This is a genomic window from Candidatus Merdisoma sp. JLR.KK006, from assembly GCF_036941035.1.
GTDB lineage: Bacteria > Bacillota > Clostridia > Lachnospirales > Lachnospiraceae > Laedolimicola.
Window position 1 is genome coordinate 145,135 of record NZ_JAYMNS010000002.1, and the last position, 21,916, is coordinate 167,050.

Annotated in this window: 19 protein-coding genes; 3 read left to right on the top strand and 16 right to left on the bottom strand. The window is 47.2% G+C overall.

Annotated features, from left to right (window positions below; all coding sequences use genetic code 11):
- The 9 genes from VSQ61_RS02330 to VSQ61_RS02370 form a co-directional block, all read right to left on the bottom strand.
- Positions 1–603, bottom strand: coding sequence for a helix-hairpin-helix domain-containing protein (locus VSQ61_RS02330; RefSeq protein ID WP_334342818.1), 603 nt, complete (start codon positions 601–603; stop codon positions 1–3).
- An 84-nt stretch (positions 604–687) separates the two neighbouring features.
- Positions 688–1,119, bottom strand: coding sequence for a DMT family transporter (locus VSQ61_RS02335; protein ID WP_334342819.1), 432 nt, complete (start codon positions 1,117–1,119; stop codon positions 688–690).
- 101 nt (positions 1,120–1,220) lie between these two features.
- Positions 1,221–2,585, bottom strand: coding sequence for a sugar ABC transporter substrate-binding protein (locus VSQ61_RS02340; RefSeq protein WP_334342820.1), 1,365 nt, complete (start codon positions 2,583–2,585; stop codon positions 1,221–1,223).
- A 26-nt stretch (positions 2,586–2,611) separates the two neighbouring features.
- A complete protein-coding gene (locus VSQ61_RS02345; RefSeq protein ID WP_334342821.1) occupies positions 2,612–3,817 on the bottom strand; it encodes an aspartate aminotransferase family protein in 1,206 nt (401 codons plus the stop codon).
- On the bottom strand, positions 3,804–4,712 hold the full coding sequence (gene argB, locus VSQ61_RS02350; RefSeq protein ID WP_334342822.1) for an acetylglutamate kinase: 909 nt from the start codon (positions 4,710–4,712) through the stop codon (positions 3,804–3,806). The genes VSQ61_RS02345 and argB overlap by 14 nt, the downstream gene beginning before the upstream one ends.
- Positions 4,713–4,961: 249 nt before the next feature.
- A complete protein-coding gene (locus tag VSQ61_RS02355) occupies positions 4,962–5,186 on the bottom strand; it encodes a permease of phosphate ABC transporter (protein ID WP_334342823.1) in 225 nt (74 codons plus the stop codon).
- Positions 5,187–5,303: 117 nt separating this feature from the next.
- The gene (locus VSQ61_RS02360; RefSeq protein WP_334342824.1) at positions 5,304–6,032 is read right to left on the bottom strand and encodes an ABC transporter permease; all 729 of its coding nucleotides are present in this window, start codon (positions 6,030–6,032) and stop codon (positions 5,304–5,306) included.
- Between the two features lie 314 nt (positions 6,033–6,346).
- Entirely contained in the window at positions 6,347–7,108 is a 762-nt protein-coding gene (locus tag VSQ61_RS02365; protein WP_334342825.1) for an ABC transporter permease, read from the bottom strand.
- Entirely contained in the window at positions 7,108–8,022 is a 915-nt protein-coding gene (locus tag VSQ61_RS02370; protein ID WP_334342826.1) for an ABC transporter ATP-binding protein, read from the bottom strand. Before VSQ61_RS02370 ends, VSQ61_RS02365 begins: the two co-directional genes overlap by 1 nt.
- A gap of 306 nt (positions 8,023–8,328) precedes the next feature.
- Between VSQ61_RS02370 and VSQ61_RS02375 the strand changes: the two genes are divergently transcribed.
- Both VSQ61_RS02375 and VSQ61_RS02380 read left to right on the top strand, forming a co-directional pair.
- Positions 8,329–9,033: a response regulator transcription factor gene (locus VSQ61_RS02375; RefSeq protein WP_334342827.1), complete on the top strand. Its 705-nt coding sequence runs from the start codon at positions 8,329–8,331 to the stop codon at positions 9,031–9,033.
- An 83-nt stretch (positions 9,034–9,116) separates the two neighbouring features.
- Positions 9,117–10,493: a sensor histidine kinase gene (locus tag VSQ61_RS02380; protein ID WP_334342828.1), complete on the top strand. Its 1,377-nt coding sequence runs from the start codon at positions 9,117–9,119 to the stop codon at positions 10,491–10,493.
- A gap of 62 nt (positions 10,494–10,555) precedes the next feature.
- On the opposite strand, the gene VSQ61_RS02385 is transcribed toward VSQ61_RS02380, so the two are convergent.
- The 4 genes from VSQ61_RS02385 to VSQ61_RS02400 form a co-directional block, all read right to left on the bottom strand.
- Complete coding sequence (locus tag VSQ61_RS02385) at positions 10,556–11,704, bottom strand: D-alanyl-D-alanine carboxypeptidase family protein (RefSeq protein WP_334342829.1); 1,149 nt, start codon at positions 11,702–11,704, stop codon at positions 10,556–10,558.
- Positions 11,705–11,903: 199 nt separating this feature from the next.
- Positions 11,904–12,080 carry a YjfB family protein gene (locus tag VSQ61_RS02390; protein ID WP_334342830.1) on the bottom strand — a complete coding sequence of 59 codons (177 nt, stop codon included), beginning with the start codon at positions 12,078–12,080 and terminating at the stop codon, positions 11,904–11,906.
- Between the two features lie 110 nt (positions 12,081–12,190).
- The gene (locus VSQ61_RS02395) at positions 12,191–12,499 is read right to left on the bottom strand and encodes a hypothetical protein (RefSeq protein WP_334342831.1); all 309 of its coding nucleotides are present in this window, start codon (positions 12,497–12,499) and stop codon (positions 12,191–12,193) included.
- Positions 12,500–12,622: 123 nt separating this feature from the next.
- Complete coding sequence (locus VSQ61_RS02400) at positions 12,623–18,226, bottom strand: MSCRAMM family protein (protein ID WP_334342832.1); 5,604 nt, start codon at positions 18,224–18,226, stop codon at positions 12,623–12,625.
- Positions 18,227–18,592: 366 nt separating this feature from the next.
- Between VSQ61_RS02400 and VSQ61_RS02405 the strand changes: the two genes are divergently transcribed.
- A complete protein-coding gene (locus VSQ61_RS02405; RefSeq protein ID WP_334342833.1) occupies positions 18,593–19,666 on the top strand; it encodes a PucR family transcriptional regulator in 1,074 nt (357 codons plus the stop codon).
- 128 nt (positions 19,667–19,794) lie between these two features.
- On the opposite strand, the gene VSQ61_RS02410 is transcribed toward VSQ61_RS02405, so the two are convergent.
- The 3 genes from VSQ61_RS02410 to VSQ61_RS02420 form a co-directional block, all read right to left on the bottom strand.
- Complete coding sequence (locus VSQ61_RS02410) at positions 19,795–20,421, bottom strand: DUF1836 domain-containing protein (protein WP_334342834.1); 627 nt, start codon at positions 20,419–20,421, stop codon at positions 19,795–19,797.
- A gap of 106 nt (positions 20,422–20,527) precedes the next feature.
- Complete coding sequence (gene tgt / locus VSQ61_RS02415) at positions 20,528–21,658, bottom strand: tRNA guanosine(34) transglycosylase Tgt (protein ID WP_334342835.1); 1,131 nt, start codon at positions 21,656–21,658, stop codon at positions 20,528–20,530.
- The gene (locus VSQ61_RS02420) at positions 21,659–21,880 is read right to left on the bottom strand and encodes a ketopantoate reductase C-terminal domain-containing protein (protein ID WP_334342836.1); all 222 of its coding nucleotides are present in this window, start codon (positions 21,878–21,880) and stop codon (positions 21,659–21,661) included.
- Between the last annotated feature and the right edge of the window lie 36 nt (positions 21,881–21,916).

A 21,916-nucleotide genomic window follows, 5' to 3' on the forward strand; every position in this document is an offset into this window, starting at 1 on the left:
TCATATTGTGATCTGATCTTTGATCTTTTCAAAAACACGTTCCTTTATCCCAGGAATCTGCATCAGCTCCTCAATCCCTTGAAAACCCCCATGCTGTTCCCGGTAATTCAGGATATCCTTCGCCTTCGACTCTCCAATTCCCGAAAGAGTTGTAAGCTGCTCCGCTGTAGCTGTATTCAGGTTCACTAAGCTGCTCTCCTGCTCTGTGTCCTGTTCTTCAAGCTTCTCTGCCTGCTCCTTGGAAGGCACCTCTATCTTCTGTCCGTCTGTCATATGCTCTGCCAGATTCAGCCAGCTCTCCGCCGCCTCTTCCGTCATACCTCCCGCTGCTTCCACTGCTTCACCGATCCGGGCCGACGCTTCCAGCTCATAGACTCCAGGAACTGCTACCTCTCCGCAGACATAGACACAGATTCTGGATGGGAATTCTTCTGCTTTTGTCTCTTCTAAAGCCTCTGCTTTCTTATCTTCTGTTTCCCGGAATTCTTCCCTCTGCCCGCTGCTGTCATAGAGTACGGCTTGTCTGCCGCAGCCCATGCTTGTTAAAAACAGAATTGTCAGCAGGCTGCAGCTCCATAGAATCTTATTTATTGTCTTCCTCATTTTCCAGTCCTCTTTGCAGACCGGATCCCCTCTGATACAGACAATATTAGTGTAGCTGATTTTCGAACTTATTACAACCTTTTTTTATTCCCACTTAAACATCACAACTCCTACAATGGCGATCACCATACCCAAAACCTTGCGCCACTCAAGGGCTGCCTTTTCTACACCGAACATTCCAAAGAGTTCAATCAGGTAGGCCACAATAAGCTGAGAAATCACAATCAGCATTACTGCCTTAGCCGGCCCTAAGCTGTCCATGCTCTGTATAACTGTAAAAGTAATAAAAGCTCCAATCACGCCTCCAAGAAGCATATATTTGGGGCTTACCTGAAACACATTCATCAGGTTTTCTCTCTCTCGCAGCGCCCACACTGCCAGACAAGTTAAAAGAGCGGAAAACTGCACCCAGCTGGCCGAAGCCCACATACTGCTGCTCTTGGTTACTTCTGTGTTGAATACTCCCTGAATACTCATAAGCGCCCCGGAAATCAGGGCAATAAAAATTCCAATCATAGCAAAAGCCTCCTACGGTATCTTTGTCTTTCGTATTAGTATAACCCACAGAAACGTATTTCATGTGAATAATACCGGCTTCTATGATTGGATTTTTATTCCTACTCTTCTGTCTGCAGCTGTGCCTGAACCGATTGATTCACCCCGTCAATCTCCGTTCTTACATCATTTCCCCTCCAGATATTGGAAAAGACAATCTCCATCTCAATCCAGTAATTAGATAAATCCGTAATTTTGGGAACCTCCACGGAATCCTCATACTGGGCAATCAACAGCTCCATTTCCTCATTTGCATAGCTGACGCCCATTTTTACAGGCATCTTATTGGCCATAGTGTACAATGAGTCTACCTTATCATAAGTAAGATATTTTGCAAATTCCTTGGCCAGATCCTTTTCTCTGGAATAGGCATTGACTGCCACAGAATTGGTCACGGAGAGTCCCTTTGTGTGAAGTTCTTCTGTCAAATCGGGCACCTGGGCAATTCCATAGAAATAGCCATTATCCTCCGGCACTTCTTCTGGTACAGCCTCCTCTGTCTCTTCACCCTCTGCCCCTTCTTCCGTCTCCTCCGCCTGAACCTGATACACCAAACCTTCTGCGATGGCCGCATCCAGCCTTGCGATGGCATCCGTCTTGGCTATGGTATAAACAATCTTTCCATCAATAAATTCCTGCAGTACGTCATCTGTAGTTACTTCATCTGCATCAATAGCAAAGAAGGCATTCAGGCTTTGATAATATTCCAGACAGAGGATAATCTCTTCTGCCGACAGCTCTACCTCTGCCTTATTATCTCCCGTAGCCCCTCCAAGATTGACATAATTGGCCACAAAGAAAAAATTAAAGAAAATATCTGCCACATTCCATTTAAAAATACTTTCTACCTTCTCAGTGCTGGCGCCGCCCTCGAAATTATCGGCATAAGTGAGAATCTCATCAATGGTCGCCGGAGCCGTACTCGTATAACTCTTATTATATAAAAGAAAACAGGTTTCAAAATAAAACGGATAGGCCATCAGCTTTCCGCCGCAGGTAGCTGCGTCCAGAGCTTTCTGGGGAAAGGCTTCCTGAAGCTCTCTCTCGGAAAAGCTGTCATTCTCCACTGCCAGCCCCGCAAGTCTGGCCTTTTCCAAGAGCTCGCTGGAGGTAACGAACAGATCCGGCCCCCCCAGATCCGAGATACTGGCTGTATTGATATTCTCAATATAATCCACCGCTGTTACCAGCTGAAGGGTAATCTCCACCGGATGCTGTTTCTCAAATTCCCCGGCCGCCTCCACCAGATAAGCGTTCAGCTTGTCATCGGTATACCAGAGGGTTAACTGGGTTTTCTCATCCGGCTCTCCCTGCTCCTGAATCCTCTGCTGCTCCTGATGATAAGACGCCGCCACCTGCACCATCTGGGAAAATACCAAAATGACGCAAATAATGGCAAAGGCTCTCCGATATAATGTATGTCTCATATATTATTCCTTTTCTATATAGCTTTTTATTGCTGCATTTCCAAAGCCCTGGTCAGCTTCTCCATCATCTCATCCACATGCTTCTTCTCGATAACAAGCGGCGGAACCAGACGCAGAACATTACTTCCTGCTGTAATGACCAAAAGGCCCATTTCCTGTGATTTTACCACAATATCACCCACAGGTCTACCCTGAATTGCCAATCCCTGTATCAGACCTTTTCCTCTGCGGGCTTCAATAAAATCATATTTTTCTACAAGCCCGTCAAGTCTTTGGGTGAGGTACGCCCCCACTTCCTGCACATGCTCTACAATTCCGTTTTCCTCAAAGAGATCAAATACCTTGCTGACTGCAGCGCAGGCAAAGGGGTTGCCGCCGTAGGTGGTTCCATGATCCCCGGGAGCCAGAGAAGCCTTGGCCGCTTTCTCATCCAGCACAAAAGCGCCCACGGGAACACCGCAGCCAAGGGCCTTGGCACAGGTCATAATATTAGGCTTCACATCATACTCCTGCCATGCGAACATATAGCCCGTGCGCCCCATACCGCATTGAATCTCATCCAAAATCAACAGAATATCATGTTCTTCACAGAGGGCCTTCACACCCTTCAAAAATTCCTCTGCAGCCGGGTAGATGCCGCCCTCTCCCTGAACAGTCTCTAAAATGATACCGCAGGTTTTGTCTGAAATCTGAGCCCGAACGCTTTCCAAATCATTAAAATCGGCAAAACGAATACCTCCGATCAGAGGACGAAAAGGCGCTTGATATGCCTTATTGCCTGTTACGGACAAGGCCCCCATGCTTCTTCCATGGAAGGAATGGTTCATGGCTATAATTTCGTGATCGTTTCCTTTATCCTTAAGCCAGGCATACTTTCTGGCCGCTTTTATAGCGCCTTCAACAGCCTCGGTGCCGCTGTTGGTAAAGAATACCTTGCTCATGCCGCTTGCCTTCACAAGCTTTCCTGCCGCCTCCATCGCCGGAATATTGTAGAATAGATTGGAGGTATGTAGCAGCTTGTCTACCTGTTCCTTTAATGCCTCGTCATAGCCGGGATAATGATAACCCAAAGCCTGAACCGCAATGCCTGCTGCGAAGTCCAGATACTGCTTTCCATCTGTATCATACAGATAGACACCCTCTCCCCTCTCCAGCACAAGTGGATAACGGTTGTAAGTATGAAGAACAGTTCCTTCTGCACGCTCGATAATGTTCTCTTTATTCTCCGTCATAATAATTATTTTCTCCTTCGCTTAAAATAGCGGTGCCGATTCCCTTGTTGGTAAAAATCTCCAAAAGCAGACAGTGAACAATCCGACCGTCCAAAATATGAACTCTGGAAACGCCGTTCTCAATGGCATCAATACAGTTATTCAGCTTTGGAAGCATGCCGCCTCCAATTGTTCCGCCTCCAATAAGCCTGCGTGCTTCTTTTACATGCAGCTCGGAAATCAGGGTGGAAGGATCCTCCGGATTCCGGTATACTCCCTCAATGTCTGTTAAGAATGCCAGCTTTTCTGCATTGACTGCCCTTGCAATGGCGCAGGCCGCATCATCCGCATTAATATTGTAGGTCTGAAACTCACTGTCCATCCCGACAGGGCACACGATTGGAAGAAAATCCTTTTCCAGCAGATCGTAGAGAATCTTGGGATTGACCTCTGTAATCTCCCCTACAAAGCCAATATCCTCCCCTCCGGAATATTTTTTCTCCACATGCAGAAGTCCTCCGTCCTTGCCGCTGATGCTCACTGCCTTGACCCCCAGCTCCTGCACCATCTGTACCAAACTCTTTCCTACCTTGCCCAGAACCATCTCGGCAATCTCCATAGTATCCTCATCTGTCACGCGCAGACCGTTCACAAATCGGGGCTCCATGCCCGCTTTTGCTACCCAGCGGCTGATCTCCCTGCCCCCGCCATGAACGATAATCGGCTTAAAGCCGACCAGTTTTAAGAGCGTCACATCTTTAATGACATTCCGCTTTAGTTCATCATCCACCATGGCGCTGCCGCCATACTTTACGACAATTATCTTCCGGTTAAATCTCTGAATATAAGGCAGAGCTTCAATTAAAACCTCTGCTTTTTCCAGAGAGCGCTTCATTTCCTCTTCCTTGCTCATCATAATCTCCTCATTTTTATTGAAAGTCTTCCGCAATTTATTATAAACGTTGTCGCTTACATGTCAAGTTGTAAAGCTGACCGTATTATCCCTCCAAAGCTTTTGGGACGCAGAGCAGCCCTGCATTCTCATTTTCAGGATAGAATTTTTTCTTTTGGAAATGCAAGATAAAAAAGCAGATTGACAATCAAATTTCTTCCTCTGTCAATCTGCCCTGTTTTATTTCACCGATTACCCTGTGATAATCCCATATCAGTCGTCCTTTTCCGTCACAATACAAAGAAATTTTGACATCAGCGGAAGGTAAGTAACTAGAAATACAAAGTATGCGGCCCAGCCTGCCGCCCTCCTGTTCTTTTCCGGTATCCTTATGCCTGCCATAATTCCCATAGCAAAAAGACAGAGCTTAATCAGCGCAAGATCCTTCCAGCTGCTTTTTTGCAGGTATTTGTCTGCGTAAGAAAATAAACATTTCATAGCAAAGTTCCTCCAATTCTTCGTCAAAAGTCAACCTGTTTCTGCTAAACCTATGATAGCAAAAAACGAGGGGCTTCGCAATGAAAAACAATCATAGGTATTTCTGCCCTTTTGGCTCTATGCATGCACATCTTTGTGCCTCAAGTACCAGATCCCCATACTGACAAACAGCACAAGAAACACACTCAATGCCGCCGCAAATCCGGCCGGACTGGAAAGTACATTTGTATCCTTGTTGGCATTCATGCCCATCATCATCAGAGAATAAGGCCAAATCATTCCAAATCCCTTATTATTCAAAAGAAAGCCGGCCACGCTCCCAAGAAGGGCAATGGCAATGGGAACCGCAAAGCTTCGGATCATCATCGATAGCAGAAGCTGCAAAGCCGCAATCACCATACCCCCTAAGCTTCCCCGAAGAAGCCAGAACAGGATTTCCGCCGGCGGAAGCCCCGGCAGTCCCACAAGCTTTCCGGATATGGAAAACAGCACACCCACCCAGAGCTGAAGTGTCACCGTACAGCGCAAAGCCAATAATAGCTTAGCCAGAAAGATATCCCCTTCCGCCACCGGCATGGTCATCAGACTGTTCCAGTTATAATTGAGATGCTCCACTCTCCAGATATAGGAGCAGTAAATGGCAATCAACGGCCCATAGAAAAAATTGGCATAGAACAAAGAGTGCTGCGTCCACAGAGAGTACCACTCAGATTTTAGCATACTTATATTGTTTAGATAATTCGCCGCACCCAGTACGGTCGGAAGCAGCGGGATTGCAAAAAACACAAGCCACAGGTGGGCGTGCCTAAGCTTCATCCGCTCCGTTTTAATACATGCTCTCAGCATAGAAAAATTCCTCCTATCTTAAGTTGCTACGCAACGGTACTAAAGGGTAAAGTCACTTCGGCACACCTGTAACGAGAGAAACTTTCATTCGAAAGGGCACTCATGAAAGTTCCTCTCGTGTGCCTTTGCGACTTTACCGTCCAGCATAAAATATTTCTTAAAACACTTGACATTTCTTAGCTGGACTATTCCAGTTCCGTAAGCCCCCTAACAGTGCCCCTTATATAGAAGAATTTACAGCCACATATTCATGTGTCTGTAAATTCTTCTGGCACTGCACGGGAGCTTACTGATTTCCAGTTCCGTAAGCCCCCTCATCCACATCCCGGCGTGCGGCGGATAAACAACTGTCTTCCCAGGATATATCCCAAAGGAAGCGCAACCAGCAGAGTAATCACCGCCGACCAGTCCAGCGGTCTTTCATAATAGCTTACAATCCGGCTGCCCTGATCCCAGTCCTGGCCGATATATACCAGAAGATTATAGTAAGCCCACAACACTGGCCTCCAGAGGGGCGAAGACAGAAACCAGCTAAACAGCCCCAGAAAAGAACCTGCCAGTCCCACCGCCAGCGGAAAGATCTGATTGGTACTAAAGAGTGACAAAAGCATCTGCACCAGCAGCACTCCAAGGCTTACAAGACCGCACTGTAAAAGAAAACACACCAGATGCCGCAGCGTCATCCCTCCCGCAAAGCCGTGAAGCCCTGCAAAGGCAAACATCATCACAAGCTCCGCCGCCACATAGCCGCCCACATATACGGCTCCTGTCAAAAGTTTCATATCAAAGAGACGGCCTTTTCGCTCCATCGTACACAGAAGCTTCCATGTATTTCCTTTCAGTTCCACATCGCAAAGGCGGCTGGCAATCATGGCGATCATGGTTGGCATCAATATGGTATCAATAAGGCTAAGGCACATAAGCAGCCACATCCAGCTATCCTTCGATGATTCCATATGGGCGCTTTGGACTGCCCAGGAGAGCCAGAGAAAGGTAAACAGGAGAAATGCTGCTGGTACCAGTCCAATTCTCCTGCGCCGTACCTTCAGCCATTCGGTTTTCCATTCGCGCAGCATCAGAGACTTCCCCTCCTTCCTGTGAGACTTAAGAAAATTTCCTCCAGGCTCTTCTGCTTTTCCTCCGCCCGATAAACTCCGGCTCCGCCCTCGCAGAGAAGAGCGATAAGCCTTGCCGCAGCATCATCCGCAAGCCTTGGAAGCTCCAGAGCTCCCTCCTGTATATTGCAGGAAATGCCCTCGCTTTTTAATATTTCCAGGGCTACAGACTGATTCATCACACACAACCGCAAGCTTCCTCTGCTGTGTTCATGAAGGGCCTCCAGCCTATCCTGAAAAATCAGATGCCCGTGGTTAATAATGCCTACATAATCCGCCATCTGATCCATTTCCCCCAAAAGATGGCTGGACACCAGTACTGTCATGCCCATGCGCCCCGGAAGTTCTCGGATCAGCTCACGGATTTCCTGGATGCCTGCCGGATCGAGACCATTTGTCGGTTCGTCGAGAATCAGCAGATCCGGCCGGCCGAGAAGCGCTTCGGCCAGGCCAAGACGCTGCTTCATGCCAAGGGAATACTCCCGTACCTTTTTGTTCTGCTGCTCCTCCATCCGTACCAGCTTTAGAACCTGGGTAATCTCCTGTTCCGGCACCCTCTTTAAAGTCCGCACAATCTCCAGATTCTCCCGTCCGGTGAGATGACCGTAGTAGGAGGGCGACTCAATGAGAGAGCCAATCTCCTTTAGGATGGCAATGCGGTTTTTCCGATTAACAGTCTCGCCGCCAATGGTAACCTGGCCGGCGCTGATTTGAATCAGACCCAGAAGCATCTTAAGAGTGGTGCTTTTTCCGGCTCCGTTGGGCCCCATAAAACCGTAGACGTGAGCTTTTGGAACCTTTAAGTCCACATCCTTCACCACCTCCTTGCTGCCGTATTGCTTCGTCAAGCCCTTTGTTTCAACCATATATTCCATATGTTCCTCCCATTAAAGTTCCGTAATCCCCCTTCCTGTACACCCTTACCTAAATCAATTTCCAGCCACAGCAGCATGTGTCTGTAAATCGATTTGTGCACCGAAAGCGGCATTACTGTTTGAAGTTCCGTAATCTAAAAAAAGCATACGTCCTCCACCTTACATGGCGATGACGTATGCCTTACATTTACCTTAATTTTTTCAAAAAAGACGGAAATCTCTCCAGTTTTGTTTTATAATTAGGTTGAAAAAATACGACACTACAATATAACAGGGAGGATAATCACAAAAAACCAGGAGGCCCCTATGACCCACATATACGAATGCAAAATCCTATTAATAGACGACAACCAAGAACTCCTTTCCATGCTGACCCATATGCTGACCAAGGAAGGCTTTGCCAATCTAACCACCGCTTCCTGCTGCCGTAAAGCCAGAGAAGCCCTCGCAGACGCACTGCCGGATCTCATCATCCTGGATGTCATGCTTCCTGACGGAAATGGCTTCTCCTTATTCCAGGAAATACGTGCAAAGGCGGATATTCCCATCCTCTTTCTCTCCGCCCGTGATGAGGACAACGACCGCCTCTTAGGTCTGGGCCTTGGTGCGGACGACTATCTGACCAAGCCCTTTCTGCCCAAGGAACTCATTTTAAGAATCAGTGCCATCATCCGCAGAACCTACCTATCCGGCCGCTCTGCCCTGCCTGAAGCCCAAAGCCTGAACCTTGGACCACGCACCGTCCATTTTGATCGTGGAACCGTTGAAACCAACCAAGGAGAAACGGCTCTTACCGCCAAGGAACTGCTCATTTTAAAAAAGCTCTGGGAGAACCGAGGCCGGATCGTAACCTTTGACGCCCTCTGCGACGCCGTATGGGGCGACGGCTACTACACTTATGAAAATACACTGATGGTCCACATACGGCGTCTCCGTGAAAAGCTTGAAGAGGACCCTTCCCATCCCAAATGGCTTCTTACCGCCAGGGGCATCGGCTACCGGCTGGCATAGCCGGGACAATTGCACAGAATGCTTTTCCAATTATAAAGCCCCAAAAATACCTTTGGAACAAAGAAACACAGAAAGGACACCCCATGAAGGATCTTCTCAAAATATACCGCCGTTACATTCTCACTGCTTCCTTCATAAGCATCCTTATTTTTATGCTCAATCTAATGCTTATATTTCTCTTTCTCCTAAACCAATTCGGATACAAAGCGGCAAAAGATTACCAGTCCTCCCGAATCGATGCCCTGTCCGATCAACTGACCCTGGAGCATGGACAATACGTACTTACGGAAGCCGCCGAAAAACAGATCGATGAAAATCTGGCCTTTGCCATGCTGATTAACCAGGAGGGGCAGGTCATCTGGAGCCGGAACCTTCCGGACGAGATCCCCCTCTCCTACTCTCTCACCCAGGTAGCCTCCTTCACACGGTGGTACCTACAGGACTATCCCGTAAAGGTCTACACACGCCCGGACGGTCTCTTTGTGACGGCCGCTCCCCGCCATTCCATGTGGAAATATTCGCTTGAATTCCAGGAAGGCTTTCTCAATGCTATCCCCTCCTACCTGCTGCTGGTTCTGCTCACCAACCTGCTACTGATTTTCACCTTTGCCATCCTCTTTGGACAGCGCTTTTACACCTCCCTAAAGCCTCTGGTAAACGGAATCGAGCAGCTAACCGAGGATAAGGCTCTCGGCCTGGCCGAGCAAGGCATTGTAGGCGGTCTGGCAGGAAAGCTTAACGAGGCTTCCGCCACCCTCATTTTCCAGCGAAAAGCCCTGGAAAAGCGTGACAATGCAAGAACTAACTGGATCGCAGGCGTTTCCCATGACATCCGCACCCCTCTGTCCCTCATACTCGGCTTTAGCGACAGTCTTGCAGAAAGCCCCCATTTGGATGACGAGGAACGAAAAGAGGCTGTCTCCATTCGGGAAAACAGCCTTCTCATCAAACGTCTGATTGCGGATCTGAATCTCACCTCCCGCCTGGAGTACGATTCCTATCCCTTACAAATAAAAACTTACACCCCTGCGGCCCTGCTCCGCAGTCTGATTGCCTCCTACTATAACCATGGTCTGGAGGAAGAGTGGTCCCTGGAACTTGCGTTGGATTCCGGCCTGGAAGGGATTACCTTAAAAGGCGATCCGGACCTTCTGCTTCGGGCCTTCCGCAATCTGACCGACAACAGCATCCGCCATAACCCTGAAGGCTGTCACATCCAAATCCGGGGAAAGCTAAAAGGGAATTCTCTGGGGCTTACTTTTTCTGACACCGGAAGGGGCATTCCGGTCCAGGTAGTAAAAGCCCTGTATCGCACCGAAGCCGTGGACAAGAACGGCTCCCTTCCCCACGTCATGGGGCTTCGCATTGTAAAGCAGATTCTGGAGGCTCACCAGGGGACTATAGAATTTGAGCTTTTGAAGGATGTGTGCCGGTCTGTGGTAATTCGGCTGCCCCTATAAGACAACCTCTTCAGAATACAAAGCATAGAAAAAGCCTGCTTTCGGCAATAGATATTGCCCTACTATTCCGTAAGCTCCAGATACAGCTTTGCATGATCGTCGATGCACCACCATTTACTGCCCGAATTGGCCGTCACACAGATATAAGTTCTGCCGTTCTCATTGGTCCCGAAGCTTACTGCGCAGCTTCCCGACTCATCCACATAACCGGTCTTTCCATAGACCATGATCCCATTGGTCTCCTTGTCCTCTATGCGCCGCACAAACCAATTGGACATCTCTATCCCCTCCGGATGCTGTTCGGTGACGGAGGTGGTGTAGATGCGGGTTGAAAATACCTCTCTGCACATCTCATTTTGGATAGCAGCCTCCATAATTACTGCCATATCATAAGCCGTAGTGTAATGATTGACATCATAGATTCCTACACAATTCGTAAAATGCGACGTCTCAGACAATCCCAGTTCCTCAAGCTTCTCATTCATCAGCTCCACAAACGCCTCCTGGGAGCCTGCCACATAGACGGCCAATCCTAACGACGCATCGGCCCCGGAGGGCAATATCGCCCCGTATATCAGATCCCGTATGGTGACAGTCTCATCTCTGTCAAAGCCGGCATTGCTGCAGTGGTTTTGGAAGCTGTAATCCGTAATGTCAATGGTGATTGTAAACTTGTCGTCCCAATTCTCAACATGCTCCGCCGCAATCAGAGCTGTCAGCACCTTGGTCATTGACGCCGGGACCATACGGCTGAAAGCATCTCTGGACGCCAGAATCGTGTCATTCTCCGTATCCACAAAAACGGCATAGCTGCTGGTAATCTCCTCCTCTCCCAAGGCATGCGTATCCTCTGTGGCTTCATACTGAAAGAGCTGCTGCACTTTTTCACCGTCCTCCGGTTCCTTTTGTCCATTATCTTCCAAAATATTCTGCCCCAGAGCCCACAGACCGTTTCTCTGCTCCTTCTTACCTGTCTTTGCTAAAAACTCCTGCCCGATATTTGCCGCAGCCTTTCGTTCCGGATTTATCTTTCTCCATACTGTTCTCATCACTAACAGCAGAAGCCCCATCATAACAAATGCAATTCCGGTTTTCATAATCCGGCGCATCAGGGCCTGTCTTCTTTTTCTGCGCCTTATCGCCTGCCTTCTTTTCATTCGCCGCATCCGGCGGCGCATCTCATCCTCATCTTCATCAAATGGTTTTTCCACTATCCACTCCCAATTCTTCTCAATAGCATTTATTTCTGCGGGCAACGAGCCAAGCGGACATGCTGGCATGTCCATTTGACTACATCGTTAACACTCATTGTATTATCATATTCTGAACACGGTTGCCTTGTCAATGATATGAATGCACTTTTATAAAAAAAGAAGTCAAGGTAAAGCCCCTGACCTCTTTCTCTCTGTCCTATGCGCGTATGTCGATATGCTGCCCCAGATCCGATGGAATAGCTGCCTCTAACATCTCCAGCAGTTCTGCACTGGTCTGTTCCACCTGATCCATAGCCTTTGCTGCCACAGCATAGCCTACATTCATTTGCAACCGGCTGTACGACATGGAAGATGATAATGCTGCAATATCCATAACAATCACCTCTTTATACCTTATTGAACGAAGTTCATCCACCCCGAAGGGATATGTGTTAGGATTTGGATATAGTATATCACAAATATCTATATGCTTCAAACATTTTTTTAATTCTCTGACAGCTTCTCAGACAGGCTCCGCAAAAGTGCGAAAATATACGGTGCGCCAAAGACATTCAGGGACTTGGGACCTGTGATCTTCTCCGGAGCCTCTTTGATCCGCTCCAAAGCCCGGCAAAAAGTGGCCTTGGTGATGGATTTGGATCTGCGATCCACGAACATCTCTCCCCCACGTATCTCGTAGGTAAAAGGAAGATTTTTTGCTGTATAAAAAGTTTTTCTCTGGTGCCGTTCCAACATTTTCCACAAATCATCTCCGCTGAGACTCATAATCACTTTGTCCAGTTGACTTCCCATGCCGTTCCTCTCTGCTATCCAGCCGTTTTCTTTTGTATATTGCTTTCCAAAACTTTACACATTTCCTGCACCTATACTACCATAAACCTCCTGACTTTACAAGCCGGGAGCAAATGTATTTCCTTATTCATCCTCATTCGCTCTATATCGGAAAATTCCAGCAGTGATTACTGCTAACAGAAGTAAAAAAACGAAAAGATACGTTTCGAGCCTGCTGCCATCGCCAAGCTTTGGAGCGCCCACCTCCCAAGGCAAAGCTTCCGGCTCGTGATTTCCAGAGCCGCCTCCTGAATGATTACTTTCTTCCACTGGCCTGCCGGGTGTTTCCTTTGGAGTTTCCGGTTCATCTTCTTTTGGAAAATCATCCAGCATCTCCACTGTCTGAACCTCATCCGTATCCAGAATTTGGAAAATCACATCCTCTGCATAACCATACCCAGAAGGCGCTTCCTTCTCTACCAGCCGATAGGTTCCAATCGGAAGCCGCTCTATATAATGAGGAGTATTGGTACTCACCCAGGTTTCTACCAAAACTTGATTCTCATCATAAAGCTCTAACAGTGCTCCCGGAAGCTCCTCTCTTGTTGTAATATCCTTCTTGCTGATCTGAACCTTTGTCACATCATCCTCCATTTCCACAACCTCTATTTTGACAGGCTCTGCATTCTCATCCTCCGTTCTCTTATCCGTTTCTTCAGTCTCTCTATCTTCCTTCTCCGGTATCTGCACTTCCTGTCCCTCCGGTTTTGAGCCCGATCCTTCTTCATCTGCTGTTATTGAAATATCCGTATCATTCTGCTGCTCCTCTTCCTGAGAATCCACCAAATAGATCTCTATTGCATCTAACAGCTTCCCTTCTGTATCCCGGGCCTGTTCCAGCCGGAAATGAACATCCTCTGCTGTCACATACCCAGGCGCCGGCTCTGCCTCCCGAAATGCGTAGACCCGCCCCAGCTGCAGTCCTTCTGTCATATGGATCATTCTGGCCGGCCCCGTAGAGATCCAGGAGTCTTTGATAACCTCTGTACCCGGCTCTAAATCCGGTTTTTGTTCTCGTTCACCTTCCGATGCAGCAAAAAAATCTTTTTCCGCAAAAGGCAGCTCCCATACTTCCAGCAGGGCTCCTGCCAGTTCCTGTCCATCCGTCAGATCCAGCTTCCGAAAACGCACTCTCGTAATCTGGTTTTCCAAAACTACCACATGTTCCTGTATATCTGTCTTCTGACCGCCCTTTTCGCTTTCATAGCTTCCGTCTACCGACAAAACCTCTTCTGATTGAAGATAACCGACAGGCGCTTCCAATTCTCGAACTTCATAGCGGCCAAGAGGCAGATCTTCATCAAATACTCCATTCCCATCAAGATCTGTTATGCATGCAGCAATCAAAGTTCCTTCCGGAAACAGCAGAACTGGTTCCTCCCGAAGAATCCAGGCATTTTTTTCCTCACTGTACACAATTCCAGTATAGATATCCTCCCCTGCATAAAGGCCGCAGATGGCTCCCTGCAAACATTTTCCGGAATCCCGATCCTTTTTTACCACCTTGATCTTTAACCGCTGACGCTCATTTTTATAATCAGCATGTTTGATATCGAAGCTGACTGTCTGCCTCTGAGGTGTAATGGCAAACTCCTCTTCTGCAGTATTCAGCACAAAACCAGATCCTGCAACAGTCTCCCGAATCTTATATTTCCCAATATACAGCCCGGAAGCATAAGCGTATCCATTTCGGTCTGTCGTTACCTCTGCTGCCACATCACCCTTTTTCCAAATGCGGTAGGGTTCCGGATCTATCCCGTATTCCTTAAGCAGTTTCAAATCTATTTCCTGGCTGTAGATATCCTCTGCCGCCACAATCTGAAAGCCCGCACCCTCAACAGGCGCATCCTCATAAGAAAAAGTTACATCCTTATGCATGGCAATATCCTCCAGCTTTAGATAGCGGAAAGGCTCTGATACCAGCTTGTCCAGAAGAGTTTTTGTATCCTCCCCTGTACCTGCCAGCTGCTCTCCATGCTTATAGATCTCAATGATTCCCTTCTGCTCCTGATTTTTCTGCAAAACGGTCACCGTAAGATTACCATAGGCATCACAGATGGCGTATTTGCTCACTCCCATCTGCCCGTCCGGATATACCGATCCATTTTCAATAGCAAAAATAGTCCTTTCCCTGGAAGTCCCCACAAGCTCATAGCCATTTTGTCCCTCTGTACTTGTATCCTTTACTGCCTGCTCCCTTCCATTAACCACGTACCCCTCAGGGGCTGTCAATTCTGTAAGCTCATAGGTTCCCACAGGCAGTTCTCGGGGCAGGGTAATATAACAGTCCGTAACTTTGCCTGCTTCTTTCAAAAAGGATGTAGTAAAAGGATATTCCTCTGTTCCGGTCAGAACTTTTTCACTGAGATTATAAAAGCTCAGATATCCTTCCGAATCCATTTTCCAATTGAGAGCTTTTAAGCTGTCCAAGCTGGCCTCCTTGGTGAGACACCGAAGGCGATACTCGGCGCCCTCCTTCAAAACAGTTCCCCGCACCATTTCATCCGCCTTTATGTAAGCTCCCGGCTGTACCAAAAATTCTTCATCTGCCTTCACAATCCGCAGATAAGCAGTGGTTATCCGATTGTTGATCATCCGCGGCTTTTGAAGAATTCTTCCTTCCCGATCCTTTGTATTTTTGTGATCACCGTAGCGAATTCCTTCTGCAGACGTATAGGTTTTTTCCACTGTCTGTTTTCGGGTGTCTGTGTAAAGGACGCCTCCATCCTGAGAAATATGAACGATAAAAGGCTTTGCCATCACATGTCCCTCCGGTGTGGTAGTCTCTGCAATCACATAGGTTCCGTAGGGCAGCTCCGGTGTCTCAATATGTCCTTCTTTATCCGTGAACATCTCTGCCACCTGATAGCGGTTGACGCCCCCTGCGGACACAAGCCATTTCCTGTCCCCTGCTGTCCATTGCTCCTGACCTGAGCGCTTGTAGACCACAGCTTTTGGTTCATTTGTAAAATCATATTCCCAAAAGGAAGAAATATCGTCGCTGCCCCAGATACCATTTACGGCAGCAAGGGTTCCATCCTTCACTTTGGAGAGCTCCCGGATTCGGTAGACGGAAAATCCTGCTCCGGCCATATTTGAGAGTTCTGTCTGATATCCGTTATCTGAGGTCTTTAAAATCTGAATTCCCTGTTTCATTACATAATCGCCGGAATAGATGGTGTGGGAGCTGCTTTGATTATCCGCTGTCAGCTGATTATCCGCATCCTTTGCCTGTTCATTCCGAACCTCTACTCTGGTCATCTGATTTTTGTAGGTAAAGGCGGCCGGATAACGAGCCTCATCCAGCATATAGCCTTCAGGGGGTGTAAGCTCACGAATATAGTAGCTTCCCAGCTCCAGATCTCCGAAAGCCGTCTTCCCCGGCGTCTCCACATAGGCAATGGTTCCTGACGGATTGGCTATATGACGGCTTCCGTCTGTGTTCAGAATATAGCCGTCTTTGTCCTGTTTAGGCGAGCGGCCTACAGTGGCCCTGGCTACCAGTGCATCCTTGCGGAACAGAATTCCTGTTTTTCGATCCCCGTGAATAATATTTTCTGCTGCATAGATTCCATACACAGCTCCTTTCAGGTCCGCATCTCCCTGGGCAATGCCGCTCTCAGTTTCTGTGTCATATTTGACCAGTTCCACGCTCCCCAGTGTGCGCTCGTTGGTCAGATGGAAATCGGCTGTTCCATTTCCCGATACGGCTCTGGAAGCTTCGTTGGCCTGCCACACATAACCAGCGGGGGCCGTTACCTCCCGGATGCTATAGGTATAGCTTACTGCGGCAAATGCTTCCTTTTGGGCGTCAATCTCTGCCTGAGCTTTGCGCATAGAGGTGTGGCCGTCAATTTCCGCCTGCTGCTCCGGCGTCAATTCGTCATAGTTGCTGCAATAGCTTGCACGATAGGATGCAGATTTGCTGGTGCTCCAAGAAGCTTCTCCATTGATATCTGTAGTAACCGAAGCAGCCTTTTCCCCATTTTCAAAAATGTCGATCACGCAGCCTGCCAATCCCACTTTGGTCTGCCAATCTGTCTTTTTCACCTGAACTCCATAGGATACGGCAATGGAATCTTCTATGGAAGAGAATTCCGGTTCAACCTTTGGGACTTCCGGAATGTCCGGCTCTTCTCCGCCTCCGCCGGTCCCCGGCTGATAAATGCTTGCGGAAGCTTTACTGCGGACACCTGCTGTCTGGGCGCTGCTGTTAGCCGAGTGATACGCATAATATGTGTTGGAGTGATGACATGCTCCCTGATAGTAATCCCATACCATCTCCGCCATATTGGAAGCCTCGTCAGAAGAAGTATTGAGCATGGACACTGCACGGCTGATAACCTGATTTTGAGAAAGAGAGGAAGATTTAAGGTACAGCCAAGCTGCTATCTGAACTACTGCGTAATACTTGCCGGACAGAGACGCATAGCTTATCAGATAGCCGATCCCCCCTTGTTTTGAGTCATAGGAACCATCTTCTGCAAAATATTTGTATCCGTTTCGGGCCGATTTTCCCATGCTTAAGCACAGGGCAGGCTCTCCTCCCAGGGTCAGCTTATAGATGGTTCCATGTCCGGTTCCGGAATATCCGGTAGCTGAAACAGACAGACTGGCAACCTTGTCTCCTGCCTCCAGCACGCCGGATGCTGCAGAATAGGTTTGCACCATTCCCAGATCCGTCAGAATTTTTTCTGCGGCATTGAGAAGGCTGTCAAAACGCCCCTCCTCACCGTCTTCCATCCCTGCCTGCCAGCTTCTATAGAGTTCACTTTCCATGTCTTCTTCTAAAAATGCTGCAAGAAATTCATATACCTGATCCAGAGTCCAGCCGTCCGCCTGTAATTCCTGCAGATCTGAGAGTTCCAATATCTGAAATATAGTTCCCTCAAAAAATGCCGCAGCTGAAACTCCCTGCTCCAATATAGATAGAATCTGGGCCAAGTCCTGCCCACCATATACATATGGATCCAATTCTACCAAAGATGACTGAATGAATTCAGCCAAATCACGTTCATAGTCATAGAGAGCTTCCCACCAGGCTTTTTCTCTCAAAAGAATATCTCTGTAACCCTCTGGCAGATAGAGCTTCATCCATTGCTGAATACTCTCTACATTTCCTTCCTGAAAATGATACTGTTCTTTTTGCCGCTGTGAAGCCGCAATTTCCTCTGCTGCCTCCTGCACTGCTTCCTTTGCTGTACCTTCTATACTTTTCTTTGTATCTTCCTTGGATTCTGTATTATTTTCCATGCCTGTGTCTTTTCCGGATTCTGCATTTTCCTCTAATTCCATGTCTTCTCCGGCTTCTGTATTTTTGCTTGTTTCTATATCTTTTAAGCTCTCTGAATCTTTTTTGTCTTGGATACCTTCTATAATTTCTGTATTTTTTTCTGTTTCTGATTTTTTTTCAGATTCCATGCCTTTTTCTTCTTTTGCATCTTTCTCTGTTTCCACGGCATTTCCTGTTTTTGTATCCTCTTCATCTTCTGCATTTTTTTCGTCTTCTGTGTTTTTCTCTGATTTTGCATTTTTCTCAGCTTCTGTATCTTCTTTTTGTCTCTGACTTTCTGCCGTATTTACTTCTGTTCCTGCATAGACATAAGCGTTTGCTGTCTGAGCAAGCACTGCAGCTAAAAGAAGCAGGATGCCTGCCTTTTTCAGCCGCTCTTTCCATTTTCTTTTCATAAATTTGTACTACTCCTTTCTGTCTGAGCTCCATACTTTTTAAACGATTGTGGAATAAAAAAGAATTGGGACGGATCTCACAGGAAGCAGGGAGGAATTCCCCGAATCTTCGAATGACTGTATCGTCCTGTTTTGTACTATAATCTATTTTCCAGTATTTGTCAATTATATTACAGCAAAAAAAGTAAAACTTTACTGCCTGTCAGGATTTAAATCCCGGCAATTCGTAAAAAATCCAAGAATATTGAGCGGTCATCTTTACTTTTTATCCAAAAAATCTTATAATATATCCCGTAAAAGGCCAATTCTTTGTGCATACTGGCAAAAGCTTTGCAAAAATCTTACTAGATTCAGGGGGACAGACCTATGATTTCCAATCAGATTATTCAGACAACCATTGACGACTTACGGGGAATTACAAGAATTGACTTATGCGTTTTGGATATAAGCGGCAGTCTGGCGGCATCTACCTTCGAGCCGTCAGAGATTTCCAAAGAAATCCTTGATGTATTTGCTGCTTCCCCGGCGGAAAGCCAGAGCTTTCAGGGATATCACTTCTTTAAGATTTATGATGAAGGACAATTAAGCTATGTTCTTTTGACAAAAGGGACCGGCGATGATGCCTATATGATCGGCAAGGTGACTGTGAAGCAGATTGAGGGACTGATCGTGGCTTATAAGCAGCGTTTTGACCGCAATAATTTTATCCAGAATCTGCTTCTTGATAACCTGCTTCTGGTGGACATCAGCAATCAGGCTAAAAAACTGCATATCAATCAGGATACCCTGCGGGTCGTGTATCTGGTAGAGACAAACACGGATGAGGATATTATCACCATGGAATCTGTACGCAGCGCATTTGCACCAGATTCTCAGGATGTTATCACGGCTGTAGATGAGAAAAATATTGTAGTAGTAAAGGAGCTGAGTGATCAGGACGGCTATGAGGAACTGGAAAAAACTGCACGCCTGTTAGTGGATATGCTGAGCACTGTGCGTGTGTCCTATGGAACAATTGTGAGTCAGCTTAAGGATGTCTCCAAATCTTACAAAGAAGCACGGATGGCTATGGATGTAGGTGAAATCTTCTATCCGGAAAAGACAGTGGTTGCCTACCATACCTTAGGACTTGGACGGTTGATTTACCAGCTTCCTCTGTCCCTGTGCAGGATGTTTATGGTAGAGGTTTTAGGGGAAAATCTGCCCAATACCTTTGACGAAGAAACTCTGACTACCATTGAGAAGTTTTTTGAAAATAACCTGAATGTTTCGGAAACAGCCCGCCAGTTATTTGTACACCGCAATACCCTGGTATACCGCTTAGAAAAACTGGAGAAGACAACCGGGCTGGATATCCGGATTTTCGAGAATGCTCTGGTATTCCAGATTGCCCTTATGGTCGCCAAGTACATGGAATATCTGGAGACACAAGAACTTTAAAAGTACATCAAAGAGGCAGTTTGGAAGTAATCAAAATGATTATCTCCAAACTGCCTCTTATTTTTGCTGTTCCATTATCTGACAAGTATTCTGGCTTTATGGTATCACTCGCTGCAGAAGCCAGTATTTTATTGAGACTCGGCTCCTTTTTTCTTGCCTTTCTTTTCCGGTTCCGGAAGCTGATCGATCAGCTTCTCAATGACATGCTTTTTCATGTATACATCCAAACTCAGCATACAGATAAAGGAAAAGAGTTCCAGAAAATCCTTGTCCTCACTGGAAGCATCTTTGAAGGTTTCTCCTGCAATCTGATATTTTGAACGAAGATCCTCCTTCAATGTCTCAATCTGTGCTTTCTCCAGGCTGAATACCTCATCATAAATCTGCTCCAGCTGAATGGCATGGCCTGTGTGAAAGTACTTCTCTGTCAGCGGAGCAAACAGACTGTGAATATCACTGATGGACAAAATATTTTTAAAATAATAAATAAAAATCAATAGAAGCAGGTGCTCCTTGGAATATTTTTTCTTCTCCGGCGGAGGAAGCAGGTTGTTCTTGGCATAGTTGTTGATCATGGTTTTTGTCAGGATCTTGTCATCCTCGTAGCGCTTGGATGCTTGAAGCTGCCGATCCATAAATGTTGTAACCTGATCCATATACAGATCAATTCCCGGTACATCCTCCGGACGGATATGATCCATCCGATCCAGATTATCTAAAATGTCTTTTAAAATATTTTGTACATCCATTGTCATACCAATCACCTCACAACTTATTATATAGTATTTAAAACTATATGACAAGCAGTAAATATTTTATTTTTAAATCTGCACCATAGATGTTATCTGGTATTGGTTTTGTTTAGGTCATTCCGCTCATCCGCTCCAGCTTCTCTTTCTTATATGCCCCATAGCGCTCTTCCTCAATGGCCGTACGGATCTCCGTCATCATGGTATTGTAGAAATACAGGTTATGAAGCACACAGAGACGCATTCCCAGCATCTCTTTTGCTTTCAAAAGGTGGCGGATGTACGCCCTGCTGTAGCGTCGGCAGGCCGGACACTGGCAGCCCTCCTCAATAGGTCTGTCATCCAGCTCATATTTTGCATTAAAAAGATTGATCTTTCCATAGTTGGTGTAGAGATGTCCATGACGGCCATTCCGGCTGGGGTATACACAGTCAAAGAAATCCACCCCCCGTTCCACAGCTTCCAGAATATTGGCCGGAGTTCCCACTCCCATCAGGTAGGTGGGCTTATTCTCCGGAAGATACGGCACTGTCTCTTCAATAATATGATACATCTCCTCATGGGTCTCACCCACGGCCAGGCCGCCGATGGCGTAGCCGTCCAGCTCCATCTCCGCAATCTCCTTGGCATGCTCTATGCGGATATCTGCAAAAATAGCTCCCTGATTGATACCAAAAAGAAGCTGTTCCCGGTTGATGGTATCGGGAAGACTATTCAGCCGCTTCATTTCCGCCTTACACCTCCCAAGCCACCGGGTTGTCCGGGCCACGGATCGCTCCACATAATCCCGTTCCGCTAATGCCGGCGCACACTCGTCAAAGGCCATGGCAATGGTGGAAGCCAGGTTGGACTGAATCCGCATACTCTCCTCCGGCCCCATAAAAATCTTCCGCCCGTCTACATGAGAGTGAAAATATACACCTTCCTCCTTAATCTTCCGCAGCGAGGCAAGGGAAAACACCTGAAACCCGCCGGAATCCGTAAGAACAGGCTTGTCCCAGGACATGAATTTATGTAAACCTCCAAGTTTTTTTACAATCTCATCCCCCGGACGCACATGAAGATGATAGGTATTGGACAGCTCAATCTGGGTGCCAATCCCCTCCAAATCCGATGTTGCAACCGCCCCCTTAATGGCGGCCGCCGTACCTACATTCATAAATACCGGTGTCTGCACTGACCCATGAACGGTAGTCAGCTCCCCGCGCTTTGCATTTCCATCCTTTTTCAGTATTCGATACATTTATTTCAGCCCTCTTGCTTTCAATTCATCAATTATCCTCTTATATACAGGCATGTCCACACCATAGGCAGAAACCATTTTCTCCACGCCATAGACCAATCCCTCAATCTCCGAAGCCCCGCCTTTGGCAATATCCCGCTGCATGGAGGTTCCTGCGGGACTTAAGTCTGCCAGAACCTTCAGGTTGGCCTCTGCAATGTCCTCCTGCAGTCCAAGCTCCATGGCCTCCCCCAGAGAATATCCCTTTACACATACAAA